Source organism: Gleimia hominis, from assembly GCF_032085515.1.
Taxonomy (GTDB): domain Bacteria; phylum Actinomycetota; class Actinomycetes; order Actinomycetales; family Actinomycetaceae; genus Gleimia; species Gleimia hominis.
In genome coordinates this window covers 913,421-928,120 of sequence record NZ_JASXSX010000001.1, presented here as the reverse complement: position 1 = coordinate 928,120, position 14,700 = coordinate 913,421, and the positions used below count along the sequence as shown (strand labels likewise).

General features: G+C 58.2%; 12 protein-coding genes. 3 read left to right on the top strand and 9 right to left on the bottom strand.

The genetic code is table 11. The features are described 5' to 3' along the window. Positions 1-75: 75 nt before the first annotated feature. Together QS713_RS03905 and QS713_RS03900 are read right to left on the bottom strand one after the other, a co-directional pair. Entirely contained in the window at positions 76-1,806 is a 1,731-nt protein-coding gene (locus QS713_RS03905) for an asparagine synthase-related protein (RefSeq protein WP_313272584.1), read from the bottom strand. A gap of 128 nt (positions 1,807-1,934) precedes the next feature. After that, complete coding sequence (locus QS713_RS03900) at positions 1,935-3,206, bottom strand: glycosyltransferase (protein ID WP_313272582.1); 1,272 nt, start codon at positions 3,204-3,206, stop codon at positions 1,935-1,937. Positions 3,207-3,300: 94 nt separating this feature from the next. On the opposite strand from QS713_RS03900, the gene QS713_RS03895 reads away from it, so the two are divergent. Beyond that, positions 3,301-4,389: a glycosyltransferase family 4 protein gene (locus QS713_RS03895; RefSeq protein ID WP_313272581.1), complete on the top strand. Its 1,089-nt coding sequence runs from the start codon at positions 3,301-3,303 to the stop codon at positions 4,387-4,389. A gap of 76 nt (positions 4,390-4,465) precedes the next feature. On the opposite strand, the gene QS713_RS03890 is transcribed toward QS713_RS03895, so the two are convergent. The 4 genes from QS713_RS03890 to QS713_RS03875 are packed head-to-tail and all read right to left on the bottom strand — an operon-like array spanning position 4,466 to position 8,434. Next, complete coding sequence (locus tag QS713_RS03890; protein WP_313272579.1) at positions 4,466-5,752, bottom strand: lipopolysaccharide biosynthesis protein; 1,287 nt, start codon at positions 5,750-5,752, stop codon at positions 4,466-4,468. Then, positions 5,753-6,739 carry a Gfo/Idh/MocA family protein gene (locus QS713_RS03885; protein WP_102216181.1) on the bottom strand — a complete coding sequence of 329 codons (987 nt, stop codon included), beginning with the start codon at positions 6,737-6,739 and terminating at the stop codon, positions 5,753-5,755. It abuts the gene before it with no gap. Next, a complete protein-coding gene (locus tag QS713_RS03880; RefSeq protein ID WP_313272576.1) occupies positions 6,739-7,839 on the bottom strand; it encodes a DegT/DnrJ/EryC1/StrS family aminotransferase in 1,101 nt (366 codons plus the stop codon). Before QS713_RS03880 ends, QS713_RS03885 begins: the two co-directional genes overlap by 1 nt. Next, positions 7,832-8,434 (bottom strand): acyltransferase, encoded by a 603-nt coding sequence (locus tag QS713_RS03875; RefSeq protein WP_313272575.1) that lies wholly within the window; start codon positions 8,432-8,434, stop codon positions 7,832-7,834. Before QS713_RS03875 ends, QS713_RS03880 begins: the two co-directional genes overlap by 8 nt. 117 nt (positions 8,435-8,551) lie before the next feature. Here QS713_RS03875 and QS713_RS03870 point away from each other — a divergent pair, with 117 nt between their 5' ends. After that, positions 8,552-9,226: a glycosyltransferase family 2 protein gene (locus QS713_RS03870; protein ID WP_313272573.1), complete on the top strand. Its 675-nt coding sequence runs from the start codon at positions 8,552-8,554 to the stop codon at positions 9,224-9,226. Positions 9,227-9,317: 91 nt separating this feature from the next. Here QS713_RS03870 and QS713_RS03865 read toward each other — a convergent pair whose 3' ends face one another. The 3 genes from QS713_RS03865 to QS713_RS03855 all read right to left on the bottom strand — a co-directional run bounded on the left by QS713_RS03865 (position 9,318) and on the right by QS713_RS03855 (position 12,804). After that, positions 9,318-10,289: a glycosyltransferase gene (locus tag QS713_RS03865; protein WP_313272572.1), complete on the bottom strand. Its 972-nt coding sequence runs from the start codon at positions 10,287-10,289 to the stop codon at positions 9,318-9,320. A 59-nt stretch (positions 10,290-10,348) separates the two neighbouring features. After that, positions 10,349-11,392, bottom strand: a complete 1,044-nt coding sequence (locus tag QS713_RS03860; RefSeq protein WP_313272571.1) for a glycosyltransferase family 2 protein — start codon at positions 11,390-11,392, stop codon at positions 10,349-10,351. Between the two features lie 185 nt (positions 11,393-11,577). After that, positions 11,578-12,804 carry a DegT/DnrJ/EryC1/StrS family aminotransferase gene (locus QS713_RS03855; protein WP_313272569.1) on the bottom strand — a complete coding sequence of 409 codons (1,227 nt, stop codon included), beginning with the start codon at positions 12,802-12,804 and terminating at the stop codon, positions 11,578-11,580. Between the two features lie 135 nt (positions 12,805-12,939). Here QS713_RS03855 and QS713_RS03850 point away from each other — a divergent pair, with 135 nt between their 5' ends. Then, on the top strand, positions 12,940-14,700 hold the full coding sequence (locus QS713_RS03850; protein ID WP_313272567.1) for a polysaccharide biosynthesis protein: 1,761 nt from the start codon (positions 12,940-12,942) through the stop codon (positions 14,698-14,700).

The following is a 14,700-nucleotide window of genomic DNA, read 5'->3' as shown; positions in this document are numbered from 1 at the left end:
CGTCGCGCGGTACACCAGCTGAACACAAAGTGGATACAACTTAGCTGAGTCTAGCACTCTACCTGCACCCATCACCTACCGTAGCGGAGGCACCACATTTGCTTGATTCCACTGATTATCCAAGAACAGCTCGCAATAAAGGCCAATCTGACGCATCCCACCCAACAGACGGAGGCCAATCTCACTTTGCGACAGATTTCCGCACAACGCTTCGAACGCCATTGGGTGGCGCATCTCCGTCACAATGCTGGACATCCGGTTGAGCTTGTGGCGCAGACCGATCTTGATCAGCATCGGAATCAGCACGCGGCGCAAAGCCGGGGGAATCCGATCTACTGGCGCCCCCTGATACTTCAGCTGTTCTTGCGACAACGCCTGCGTCTGACGCGCTCCAAACACGCCTTCCACAGGTTCATCCGCCACAAGCGCATCCGTAAACTCGCGGTACCACGTGCGCGCATTATCGCGAAATACCGCCCCCGCCTGGTTCCACACCTGCCACATTTCCACATCGCACATCGGCAGATCCCAACCGTAGCCAAAAAACTCGTACGCCCGCATGGAGTTATTAATGTACTTCGACTGCCGGTTCAACACATCAAATGCTTCCACAATATTGACTCGGCTCGGCACGCTAGCGAACGCGCGGTAATCTTCAATAAAGCGCTCAATCTTCGCCTTCGAATAAGCACACCGCGCCCCAAACAAAGGTTCGCCCCGCAGCATGTAGTGGTGCCGGCTAATGATCTCCACCAGCTCCTCGGTTGGCGTGTCTAGCTGCTGCCCTAAAGGTGTTTCACTCAGCTCATCGTGCCACACCCCCACCACCGTGTGGCCAGGCAAAACTACAGCATCCTCATCCACCAGGCCACGCGCCCTTAGCTGCGACAGCGCATACCAATCCTGGATATGCGGCAGTGCCTGCGCGTCCCAACAGTACTCCACGAACCGTTTCGCCTCGCTCCCAGCCCAGCTTCGGCGGACCTCACGCGGATCCAAATCGATACCAACCCAACTCACGCCAAAACGGCCGGCTACTTGCCGCGAAATCGCGACCTCGCTACTACCCGTTTTACCGTACGTAAACGCGCGCAGATTCGGGTACTGCGCGCGGCTCAGTAACGCCACCAGCAGGCGCGAATCAATCCCACCCGAAAGCGGGATCAACAACTGCCGCCCATCCGCATACTCCATCGTGCGGCGCAGCACCACTTCCAGCGCCCGCTTCATCATTTGGGACATCTGCACGGGGTCCGTAACCTCCTCAGGCCCGTAACCATGCATGTGGTAGGGGCGGATTTTTGCCGTCCCTTCCCCGCTATCTTTCCCATTTTTTGGCCTGAGGGTAACCACGCTGCCCGCTGGCGCCGCACTCACGCCCTGCAGCAACGTGTCGGTGCCAACAACGAAGCTGGTGTGCGCAAACTCCGCTGCCGCAGCGCGGTTCAACGCGTTGAGCCCGAACTCATTTTGCAGCGGCTCAGGCCGGTCAGCAATCACCCACTTACCTGCGGCGTGGGCAAACAGCACAGAGTACGCGCGCGACCGGTTCGTCACTATCGCGGCCTCGTTTGCGCAAATCACTACGGCGGCGAACATCCCGGTTTGGCGCGTCGCCCAGCGTTGCAGTTGTTCTATCGAAAACCCCTGCGGCGCAACTTGGTGGTAGTTAGAGCGCCAAAACAACGTGTAGGCGTTACCTTGCGAATCAGTGCCCTCAATCTTGCGCCACCCGGCGGCTGCGAGTCGGACCTCGATGCTGTCGGAACTGTATCGATGCGCAAGTACCACATCTGGATATGTCATGGACGTAATTTTATAAGTCCAGGGTCGAAAATCCCCTCAATTTGCCACTACAAGTGTCGCATTTCACGCGCCATGCTACCAACGCTACTTCGAGGTTTACTTCGCGTTACTTCGCGGTTTGCCTGGCGTTACTTCGCGGTTTGCTTCAGCCGGTTAGCGATGTCGTTAGCCATCCACCGGTACTGCCGTTTAGCGTTCGACATTGCATCCCACGTGTCGTGCGCAGCGATGCACATGCTTTGGTACTGCTCATCATCACTATCGATAACCTGACGGATCGCCTGCGCAAAATCCTCCGCAGTGCAATCAACCGGGACCACAACCCCGTTACTCTGATCGTGCACAATCTCCGCGGTACCACCCGAAGAGGTCGCCACCACCGGCAGGCCATAAGCCTGCGCCTCCATAATCGAAACGGGCACACCCTCGCCGGTAGAAGAGTTGACGAACAAGCTCATATCCGGATTCGCATAAAGGGCGCGCGCCTGCTCGTTGGGGATATAACCGGTGAACTCCACCTCGTTGCGAATCCCCAGTTCTTTCACCAACGCCTGCTTAGCCGCAATCTTCGCTTGGTCCCGCTCCCCCACGTGCGTCCACCGGAAACGGTACCCCCAGCTTTCCAGCACCGCGAGCGACTCAATGAGCAGCTCAATACGCTTGTAATCCGCCAGGTGCGAGCAGCTGACAATCCAAAACGGAGCCTTCCGGGTGCGGCGTACCCGCCGGGCTTGCGGAACCCCCAGCCGGCGCACCGCAACCTTGTTAGCCAGTTGCGGAACCCGCCGCTTCAAAATCTCCTCAGAATAATTCGAAATCGCACACACCCGGTTAACCACCTGCATTAAATACGGGCGGGCGGGGAGGTAACCGCGGGGCGAATCGTCTTCGTCCACATCGTAGGCGTGGGCGCGCGACATGATCGTAACCGGAACCCCTTTGAACTCATTCTCTTTCAGCTGCTGCGCTACCGCCACGCCCGTGTAGAACCAGTAGGAGTACAGCACCACCGACGAGTACTGCGAAAAATCCTTGCCTTTAAGCGCTTTCGACACCCTGTCGTAGACCTCTAACGCGTGGGTGCCGAACCGGATATCCATCATGATCCATTCAGGTTTACGCCAGTTACTCCAGTCCACCAGTTCCGGGCACGTGGCCATGAGTTTCGGCAAGTACGCGCCAGCGGTAACCCACTTGTTGTCGCTGAACGGTCGATCTGGCAGCACCGCGCTCGCGTTCTTTGGTAGGGCGCGGGTTTGCCGATCGGGTTTGTGCGCCCGCATGGGCACGCACAGTACCTCATCAACCGCATCAGCTAAGTACCCTATTTCTTGCTCAAAGAACTCTTCTCCTACTTCGTACGGAAAAAAATCTGTAAGCACCAGAACTAGCTGATTCATGCTTCCCCTCTTATGGTTGCGCCCAAATTGTCCCTCATCAGCATGGTAGTCTATAAACGCTTCGTAGTCTTTTGATATCCGCTGGAGGATGCAGTTGCGTATCGCTATTGTCACGCCGTGGTTTCCAACCCGGGTCAATCCCGTTTCCGGTTCGTTCGTGTTGAAAGATGCCACCGCGTTCCAGCGTGCGGGCTTGGATATTCTGGTGTTACACCTGGTTCCTCCGCATGAGGACGATGGCGTGCGGCAAACCTACGTTGAGGGGATCCGCACTATCCGAATCCCCATGTCTACTAAGAACCCGGTGGATATGATGCGGGCCCGAACTGCGCTCACCCCTTATCTGGAGGGCGCGGACATCGTGCACACGCAAGCCCTGAGCGCAATCGAACCGTTTGTGTTTAAACGCCCGAAGCAACCGTGGGTGCATACCGAGCACTGGTCTGCCATCACTACCCCCAGCACCCTGAGTGAACGCGAACAGAAACTACTGCCGTACCTGTTGAAGATGTCCGCACTGCCGGACGTAACGGTTTCCGTATGCCAGTTCTTAGCGGACGCAATCCGCCCAGCGCGCAGTAAACGCATTGAGATTATTCCGTGCCAGGTACCTTCACCAACCCGTTTGATGCCGCGCCGGCCTGATCCGAAAGACTTGCGACTGATCTGCACGGGCGCGTTGATTGAACGCAAAGACCCGATTATCGCGGTAAAAACACTGAAAGTACTGCAAGATCGCGGGCATGCGGTGTCGTTAACGTGGCTTGGAGAAGGGCCCTTGAGGGAATCGGCGCAACAGCTCGTTAAGGAACTCGGTGTGAACGCCACCTTCCCGGGCACTAAATCGCCCGCTGAAGTACGGGTTGCCCTCGGGGAGGCAGACATTTTCTTTGGCCCCACTCGGGCCGATAACTTCTTTGTGGCCGCAGCGGAATCGATTGTTAACGGCCGGCCCCTCGTGGTGGGTGCGAACGGTGGTCAAGGTGAGTACATTGACCCGCGCGTGGGCGCAACCGTACCGGTTCAAGACCCGGTGGCATACGCGGACGCGATCGAAGACGTCCACCGGCGCACCCAGAACCTCAGCGCCCAAGAAATCGCTGCAACCGTAGGTGACCGGTTCGAACCCCACACCATTGCCCGCCAATACCAGCAGCTGTACCAGGAACTTGCTGGGCGCTAAATAATGCCGTGCCGCACGGTATCTGCCACGTGTTTTTCTAGTGTGCTTGCGTAGTGCGCACGTTGCCCAGCGGCGACTACTGCGCGTCAGTTCCTTTGCGGTCGTAGCGTTTAGCGGCGATAAGCGACATGGTCGTCATGATCACAAGGCACACGAACAGGACGGCACCCAAACCGTAAACCGTGGGCAGCAGTTCGAACGGAGAGAACCACAGCCAAGCCAGTGGAGCCGCCGCATAGAATACGGCGAAACCAAGTAGCCAGTGCTGGGTCCCAGTGACCACGAACATCGTTGAAATCGGGGAGGTGATCAGCAGCATCGCCACTCCCGGAATAAGTGCCTGCGCGTAATACCCCGAATCTGCCCACTGCGAACCAAACACGAATGGCAGCAACCAGGGCGCCACCACGTACAGGACAGCGAACGGTAGCACCCCAATCTTGATGGATCGCACCACCGCGTTCTTCACCTCGCGGTACATGTCCCCCGGTTTAACCAGCGAAAGTTTTTGAAAGAACACTTGCGAAACCGCGGAATTGATTAAGATCACCGGCACGTTCACCACGCGGTTAGCAATATCGTACTGGCCCAACGCCGACGCGTCCGCCATCCCGATCAGTAAGTTAATGCCATTTAACCGCAGCGCATCCACCAGCGCGTTCGGCCCGTTCAACACCGGCATCTTCCAGTGCTTACGCGCAAGCGTACGCATTGAATCCGCGCCCTTTGTGTCGAGCCGGCGAAAATCCTTTGCCCGCACCATAATCGACGTGAACGCGATCGCGTAGCCCGCAATCAGGCCAGTGACCATGCCGGGGAGACCACGGAACCCCACGGCCCCCACGGCTACTTGACTTCCCGTAGACCCCACCTGCTGGTTCAGACGGTTCAAAGCGATGGTCTTGTACTCAGTTTTGCGGTTAAACCAAAACTGGATCGCAGTCATCCCACCCAGCAAAAAGGCAGCGACGCCCACCAGGGGTATCATGCGCGACAGAGCGGGGGTGAAGTGCTGAGTCAAGAGTGGGCGCGCCAGCACCAGAACCAACGTCGCGACCGCCGCGGAGAACGCCAGCAGCCGCAACGCTAGCAGCAGCATGACCTTCGCGTTGCGATCATCGTGCTCCAGCATCAAAGCCATGTCGTAGCGGCCCGCGCCCACCGCAACGATGATGCCCACGAAGGAGTTGAACAAAGCAAGTTCCCCAACCGCTTGGCTGCCGTACATCCGGGTGATGATCATCATCATCAAGAACACGATTACCTGGCCGATAGCGGTACCAGAAACCAGGGTGAGGACGTGACGTAAAAACGGTGAGGATTCACTCACCGTTTTTACGTATTCTTTTATCCGCGTGAACACTTAGAGTTGAACCGCTTCACCCGACTCTGCGGAACGCAACACCGCTTCCACAACCCGCATGGTTTGCAGCCCCTCACGCATCGACACGTGCTCGGACCCACCATTTTGGATCGCGTCAAAGAAGTGTTCGTGCTCCACCCGCAGTGGTTCGCGTTTAATCAACGCGAACCGGGTTACCACGCCTTCGGAAACACCGCGGAACGCAGCGATCTGCTCCCACTCGAGGGGGAACTTACCGTTCTCGTAGAACGTCAGATCACTCATCGCCGTGTCCGCCACCAGCGCGCCCCGCTCACCGGTAACAATCGTCATCCGGTCTTTAAACGGAGTCAGCCAGTTAACCAGGTGCGACACGAGCACACCGTTTTCTAGCCGTGCGGACGCGGTCACCATGTCTTCAAATTCGCGGCCAGAACGGTACGAAGTTTGCGCATACACGGACTTATAGGGTGAACCTGCAACCCAAGCGGTTAAGTCCACGTCGTGGGTTGCCAGGTCCTTCACTACACCCACGTCAGAAATCCGCGCGGGGAATGGGGACTGGCGCCGGGTAGAAATCTGGTAGATCTCCCCCAAGAAATTCTCAGACAGCAGCCGCCGCATTTCCAGAAGTGCGGGATTGCAGCGTTCCACATACCCAACCGCGCCCACCAGGCCGGCTTCCTCAAACGCTTCCACCACTTCCGTGCCCTGCTCCAGGGACGCCGCCAAGGGTTTTTCCACCATCGTGTGCACCCCGGCCTGCGCGAGTTTCAACGCAGCCTCATGGTGGTAAACAGTTGGAACCGCAACGATCGCCGCATTAATCCCCGCGTCGATCATTTCGTCTACGCCCGAAAGGACTTCCATCCCCTGGGCAACTTCGAACCTGTCGCCGTTAGGATCTGCAATCGCCACCAAGTCGACGTCATCATTTTCACGCACGTTCCGAACGTGGTGGCGGCCCATCGACCCCAGGCCAAGTACACCTACGCGCAACTTAGTCATTACGCACCCGCCTTAGCGAGCGCGTTCACCGCGGTGACGATGCGGTCAAGCTCTTCTTGTGTGAGCGAGGGGTAAACCGGCAGGGACACCACGTGCTTCGCCGCTTCTTCCGTGGCGGGCAGCTCGAGGTTCGGGGCGTACGGAGCTAGGGAAGGCAGACGGTGGTTCGGAATCGGGTAGTACACACCGGAGCCGATCTGGTATTCATCGCGCAGCGCCTCCATGAACCGATCCCGGTCCGTTTCAACCACGCGGATCGTGTACTGGTGGTAAACGTGTTCCGCGCCCGGCGCCACCTTGGGGGTCACTACGCCTTCCAGGTTCTGCGTGAGGAATGCAGCGTTTTCTTGCCGCTTCTTCGTCCACGCTTCCACCTTCTTCAGCTGCGTCCGTCCGATTGCCGCGTGAATGTCCGTCATCCGGTTGTTAAGGCCCACGAGTTCGTTCGCGTAGCGCTTTTCCATCCCCTGGTTGCGAATCAGCCGGGCTTTGCGCGCCAGTTCGTCATCACCCGTAGTGATCATCCCGCCCTCACCGGACGTCATGTTCTTAGTGGGGTAGAACGAGAACGCGCCGAACGTACCGAACGTACCTACTTTCTGCCCGTCAATGCCCGCGCCGTGGGCTTGGGCTGCGTCTTCAAACAGCATGAGGTCGTGTTTTTGCGCGATCTCTTTCAAAGCCGGCATATTCGCGGGGTGCCCGTACAGGTGCACCGGCATGATGCCGCGGGTCTTCGGGGTAATTGCCGCTTCAACCGCTTCGGGATCCAGGCAGTAGTAGTCGAGTTCAACGTCCGCAAACACTGGGGAGGCACCCGTGATGGCTACCGAGTTGCCGGTACCAGCGAACGTGAAAGACGGAACGATCACTTCGTCCCCCGGGCCGATTCCGCTGGCGAGCAACCCAATGTGGAGCGCGGACGTACCGGAGTTCACCGCTACGCTGTGCGCACCCGAAACCATTTGGTTAGAGAATTCTTCTTCAAACGCTGCCACCTGAGGTCCTTGCGCAACCATGCCGGAACGCAGTACCTCGGAAACTGCCTCAATCTCATCCTCACCAATCAGGGGGTGAGCTGCGGGAATCATGTCACTCATGAGAGTTTTCCTCTTTCAGTTGATCTTCGTTTACTTCACGGTATCGCGAACCGGTCTGCGGGCAGACGAACACGCCGTCACCGCGGTCTTCTAATCGCGCTCCAGCTTTTCCGACCCAACCGATTCTTTTTGCGGGCACACCAGCTACCAGTGCGAAGTCGGGCACGTCGCGCGTCACTACCGCTCCAGCTGCTACGGTGGCCCAACGGCCAATAGTCACGGGGGCGACGCATACGCTGCGCGCCCCAATGGCGGCTCCTTCTTTGATGGTTACTCCCACGCTGTCCCAGTCGGACGCAGATTTGATTGTACCGTCAGGGTTTACGGCGCGGGGAAAGTGGTCGTTAGTGAGGACCACGGCCGGTCCGATGAACACCCCATCTTCGATCACAGCGGGTTCGTACACGAGGGCGTAGTTTTGAACTTTGCAGTTATTGCCCATCCGCACGCCCTCACCAATATAGGCACCTCTGCCTATGATGCAGTTTTCACCTAACTGCGCGTGTTCTCTAACTTGCGCTAGGTGCCAAACTTTAACGCCGTCACCCAACTGGGCGTCTGCAGATACGTCAGCACTACTAACAACCGTTGCCATACGTCTCCCTTAATGTTGACTGCTTCGAGTTTACCCGCCCATGGGTTTGCTTGGAAATCGATGTGGATCACATTTCGAATGCGTGGATTACGGGTTTTTCATGGCACAATGAGGAGCATGAGCTTGGTAGATAAAACGTGGTTAGTTATTCCCCTTTACAACGAGGGCACAGTAATTAGGAACGTAATTGAAGAAGCCAAGCGTACTTTTCCGAACATTATTTGCGTAGATGATGGTTCGCGCGACAATTCTGCCCAGGAGGCTCATGCTGCGGGTGCTTACGTGGCTACCCACCCGGTTAACTTGGGGCAGGGAGCGGCGTTACAAACGGGGATTGATTTTTTCCTCACCCAAACTGATGGCCGGTACTTGGTGACTTTTGACGCGGATGGTCAGCACGATGTGAACGATGCGCTCGCAATGGTGCAGGCTGCTGAGAAAGAAGATTTAGGGTTCGTGTTCGGGTCCCGTTTTTTGGGTGGCAAGCTTGAGGCTGGGCTCATTAAGCGCATAATGCTTCGTTTCGTAGCGTTCATCACGCGTTTGCGCACCGGGGCGGTGCTGACGGATGCGCACAATGGGCTGCGCGCAATCCGCAGGGATGCGGCTATGCAGGTGAATTTGAAGCAAAACCGGATGGCGCACGCAACCGAGATTGTGTACGCACTGTTAGACACCGGGTTGAAGTGGAAAGAGATGCCCACGCACATTCGGTACACGGATTACTCGCGGGGTAAGGGGCAGTCGATCCTAAACTCCATCAACATCCTCGTTGAACTAATCATGAAGTAAGCCCTGCCTGTGCGTGGGCGTGGGGAGCGCCGCCCGGAGGTTAATGCAGCCACCATGCGGGCAAAACACGGCTAGAACACGGGTGCAACCGTTAGTTAACGCCGCGGATTTTGCGGGCAGCGGCGTCGGCAAGCATCAGTGCCCTCAGGCCGCACGTACTGCGGTGGTGCACCAGCTGTGCCATTACCTGATACCGCAGTGGTGCCCGCGAGCGCAAGAACGGGTTGCTGCTCCAGTGCGGGTATTGGGCCTCAAACTTGTCAAATAGCGTCCGCATTTTCTGCCCGCTAAGCCGCGCCCGATTCACCTGCATCACGCACGACATAATTACTTCTTGGATGTAAACGTATTCCAACGCGTCCGGGTAACGGTCCCCAACGTGCTGGGCAATAAAACTGAAGGCCGCGAACGAGTTCTCAATCGTTATCGCCCGGTTGCGCGCAGATAGGGAACCTGGGTCCACGGAGTACTGGTACAGGGGTTCGGGTAGGTAGAAGATTTTTTCCGCTCGCGCACACGCCGTTTTTGTGAACACCGTGTCTTCGTGGCGGCGCAACGGCGCGAACCGCAGGTCGTTTTCGGTTACAAATTTGCGCCGGTAGCATTTACCCGAAGTTATGCCCATGATTAGTGCAAGCGCGACACTCGGCTCCACCCAGCCCGCGTGTTCGTCGGCGACCATGGGGTAGATGAAGTCCGTTTTCGGGGTCACTGCGTGCAGGTCGTAAGCAATAATGTCGGGTTCGTGGTCAGCCACCACCCGTTCCAGTTGTTGGGTTATTGAGGGGGCAAGCTGATCGTCGGCGTCCAAAAAAATCAGGTATTCCCCGGTGGCGGCTTGGATCGCGCGGTTACGCGCGGGGCCGGGTCCTTGGTTTTTTGGTTGCCGCAGGCACGTCCACCCGTGTTTTTCTGCGACGTGCTTGAGGTTCTGCGCGTGCCGGCGCGTAGAGACATCGTCAACGACAATCACCTCCACGTCATGGGGTTCGAGGGTGCGCACCAAGGTGGGTAGGTGCGCGGAACCGTTGTAGTAGGGAATGATCACGGAAAAACGGGGCACGGGAACCTCCTGGTCATCTAGCTAACTTACGATCCATCTGCGGCGGGCACGCGATTGATCTACCGCTTGGCTTTGCGGAGTTTGCGCTGTAGGTACTGCACGCTTCCACGCGCAATTCCCACGAGGGTACCCGCGCCGTACGCCACGTGCAGCAGTGGAAAAATCCCCGCGAGCGTGACCGCGGTTTTGGGGTCACCAGGTTGTGCGGACGCGCTCATGAGGGCGTCGGCGGCTGCGTACGAACCCGTCACAGCGGTAAACCACCCGGGTTTCCCCACTATTGCTCTTGCGCCCGTGATGCCCAGTGCGGTGACGAACGCGAGCGGTACCAAGTGGTGTTTGCCCACGCATCCGGGTTGGATGAACAGGGTACGGCCAATCCAGTAGCCATTGCCGTATTTTTGCTTCACCATGGCCCGCAGGTTCGGGCGGATCAATTGGTAAGAGCGGATCCGCGGGTCAAACCGCAGCCGGTATCCCGCATGGCGGACCCGGTAGTAAAAATCGTTGTCCTCAGTGCGCACCAGAGCTTCGTTTGCGAACCCTACTTTTTCCACCACTTCCCGCCGGTACGCGCCGTGAAACAGGGAGTTCACGTATTCCCGCTGCGCCGGCTTCCCCTTCGATTCACGCGTGTCCCCGCGGTAGTTAGCTGGGGAAGATCCGAACACGGACGTTTCGGCTTTTAACAACACGTGCTCCCACTCTCCCGCGTCGTCAGGCACGATCGCTGGGCGCGGGCCACCGACCACGTCCTCACCTTCGGCCAGTACTGCGGCGATGGCGGATAAGAAATCCGGTGCGACACGCGCGTGCGCATCGACTCGCACCGCTACCTCACCGGTGAAGCGGCGTAAAAACACGTTCCACCCGCACGCCTGAATGCGTCCCGGGTTATCCGCCACGATCACGCTTGAGTACGGATTCTTGCGCGCAACGCGGTGCATCAACTCGCGCGTGCCATCGGTCGAACCTGAATCCACGAGTACCAGTTCGATCCGCTCCGCCGGATAGTCTTGCCGCGCAATATCAGCCAGCAAGTCCGGTAAAGACGCGCGCTCATTCAACGCTATTATCCCGATGCTAATCGTTGGACAATCCATAGTCCCACTTCCCCCTCTATCCACTCCCAATCCCAGGAGTAACCCGCAACCAGCGTTGCAATCCACCACATGCAATTACCACCAACCGCAACCAGCGCTGCAATCCACCACCAGCGCGCGGTGCAACCGGAACCCAACGCGAGCGGCAACCACCCGGTCCGCGGGTGCGCGCGCCGCCCCCAGGCTTAAATTATTTCTCTAACGCATTCCACTACATATTGAACTTGCGCGTCCGTCAGCCGCGTGTGTAAAGGCAAGGTTACCTCGTTGGCGTATTGCGCATACGCGTTCGGGTAGTGGGCGATGTCGAACCCCAGCTGCTTATACGCCGTGAGCATCGGCAGTGGCTTGTAATGCACGTTCGTCGCCACGCCCTGTTCAAACATTTGGTCAATAAAGCGGTTCCGCGCCGCCTCGTCTTTACCATTTAGACGCAGCAAATACAGGTGGCCTGACGACGTCCAACCTTGCCCCCGGTGTGCGTACGGCGTGCAGGGCAGTCCACTTAAGCCGGTGTCGTATTGTTTTATGAGGTCCGCGCGCCGCCGTAGGATTTGCTCGTACCGCCCCAGTTGCGACAGTCCCAGGGCCGCGGTTATATCCGGCATGTTCATTTTGTAGCCGGGGAATGCAATATCGTATTCCCACGAGGCTCCTCGCGACTTTTCGAGTGCGGTTTTGGTTTGCCCATGCAAAATCAGTTGTTGCACGTACTGCGTTAGCTCCGGCCCCACCGGAAGTTCTTTGCGCCACGTTAGCGCCCCACCCTCTGCTGTGGTGAGGTTCTTAACCGCGTGAAAACTGACCGCCGTGAAGTCCCCCAGCGCGCCCGCACGTTTACCGTCGCGCCGCGCCCCCAATGAGTGCGCCCCGTCGACAATCACTGCGGCCCGTCCCAATGCCTCCTGCAAGTCACTAGCGGGTTTAAACAGGTGCCGATGCGACTCAATAACCTCAAACAATTCCGCCGTATCTACCGGGTAACCCGCCAAGTCAACGGGAATGATCGCCTTAGTGCGCTCCGTAATCGCCTGCGCCCACTGCTGCGGCGACGGCACAAATCGTCCCGGCTGCACGTCAACCATCCGGATCGTCGCCCCGGTGTGGGCAACTACTGATGCAGACGCCGTGTACGTGTAGGCCGGCACCACCACCTCATCGCCCGGGCCTACCCCCAGGGCCCGCAACGCGGTTTCTAAAGCCGCAGTCGCCGAGTTCGTCAAAACCGTGTCCGCGCTGCCACAGTAGTTCGTTAACGCATCGCGAAAACGCTCCCCCACCGGGCCAGACGTAATCCACCCCGAACGGAGCACATCCACCACCGCGTCAATATCCTCAGGGGAAATATCAGGAGGGGAAAACGGAACTGACATCCGGTCTTGCTGCTGCGGCACACGCGTTTTATCAACCATGCTTCCCATCTTAATGCCGACCCCGCCCTTTGTGGCCCCTGTAACGCACCACCCAAGTTGGTCGTACAATCAAGCCGCCGCGACGGGTAGTATCTAAACTGTTACATTTACACCTGTTCACAAACCGGGGGGACGATGAGTATCTCGACATGGCTGCGACGTGCCACTTTGGCGACCTCAGACGCATTATGTTGGATACTCGCAGCGGTTGCGATCACCGCTCTGCGGTTCAGCTTCAGCCTCTCCGCACTAGACCGCAACGCCGTAATCATGTACACGGGCGTAACCATCGCCGTGCAATGGTGCGTCGGGTTCATCACTAAGCAATACCGCAACCGCTACTGGATCGGCACGTTCGAAGAAATGGTGGCGCTCGCATTCCTCGCGGTCGGCTCGTCCGTTGTTGGCGCCCTATCTACCCTGCTGTACCCCGGCGAATTCCTCTCCGGCGCCGTCGCCGTCTCCACTCCCCCACTCGCGCTACTACTCATGGCTGCCGCCCGCACCCTGTGGCGCGCCTACAAAACCCTCACCCGGCACAGTGACGCCGACCCCGAACCAGTGCTGGTTATCGGTGCGGGCATCGCCGCTCAACAACTACTGCGCCAACTGCGGCTCGATGAACACGCCCGGTTCAACGCAGTGGGCCTCATCGACGACTCCGAATCCAAACAAAACCTGCGGTTAGAAGGCGTGCGCGTACTCGGAAAACGCGCTGACCTGCCCGACGTGGCACGCAAACACGGAGTGTCCACCGTCGTTTACTGCATCAACAACGCCCCCTCCAACACCGCGCGTGAATACTCCCAAATCTGCGACCAAGCGGGCCTGACGATGATGACCATCCCCCCGGTGTCCTCCCTGCTTGGCTCCAAAATAGACCTCAACGACATCCGTGAAATCGACGTGACCGACCTGCTGGGCCGGCGTCAAGTTAAAACGAACCTGACGGAAGTGGCGGGGTACCTCACGGGGAAAACGGTGATGGTAACCGGGGCGGGCGGATCCATCGGCTCGGAGATTTGCCGGCAAGTAAACGCGCTCGGTCCGCGCGAACTCGTGCTACTGGACCGCGACGAATCTGCTCTGCACGCAATGCAGCTGGAACTATACGGTAAAGGTCTGCTAGACACCCCAGACATGGTGCTGTGTTCCATTCGGGACAAAGACGCGCTGCGAGCAATCTTCGCTCAGCACCGGCCGCAAGTAGTGTTCCACACGGCGGCCCTCAAGCACCTGCCGATGCTGGAACAGTACCCGGAGGAAGGGTGGAAAACGAACGTACTGGGCACCAAAAACCTGGTGGAACTGGCAGACGAATTCAACGTAGAAACTTTCGTTAACATCTCCACCGATAAAGCTGCCGACCCCACTTCTGTGCTGGGGCGCACCAAACGCGTTGCCGAAGAAATCGTGTCGTATTATTCGCATCGCTCCAGCACGCGCCTCGTGTCCGTGCGGTTCGGTAACGTACTTGGCTCCCGCGGATCCATGCTGTGGACGTTCCGTAAGCAAATCGACAAAGGTGGGCCCGTGACCGTCACCCACCCGGAAGTGGAACGCTACTTCATGACCATTCCCGAGGCCTGCACCCTCGTGATCCAAGCGGGGGCAATCGGCCGGCCCGGTGAAGTGCTCGTACTAGACATGGGTGAGCCCGTGAAAATCCTTGACATCGCCAAAGGTCTGATCGCGAAGAGCCACAAAGACGTTCCCATCGTGTTCACCGGCATGCGGCCGGGTGAGAAAATGACCGAAGCTCTGCGGGGCCGCGGCGAGCACGACGACCGCCCATTCCACCCCCTCATCAGCCACGTGGCGGTACCCGAACTGGACCCAGCTAGACTGGAAGAAATTCACGCGAAAACCACTGCGAAAGACGAAGTGCTGTACTGA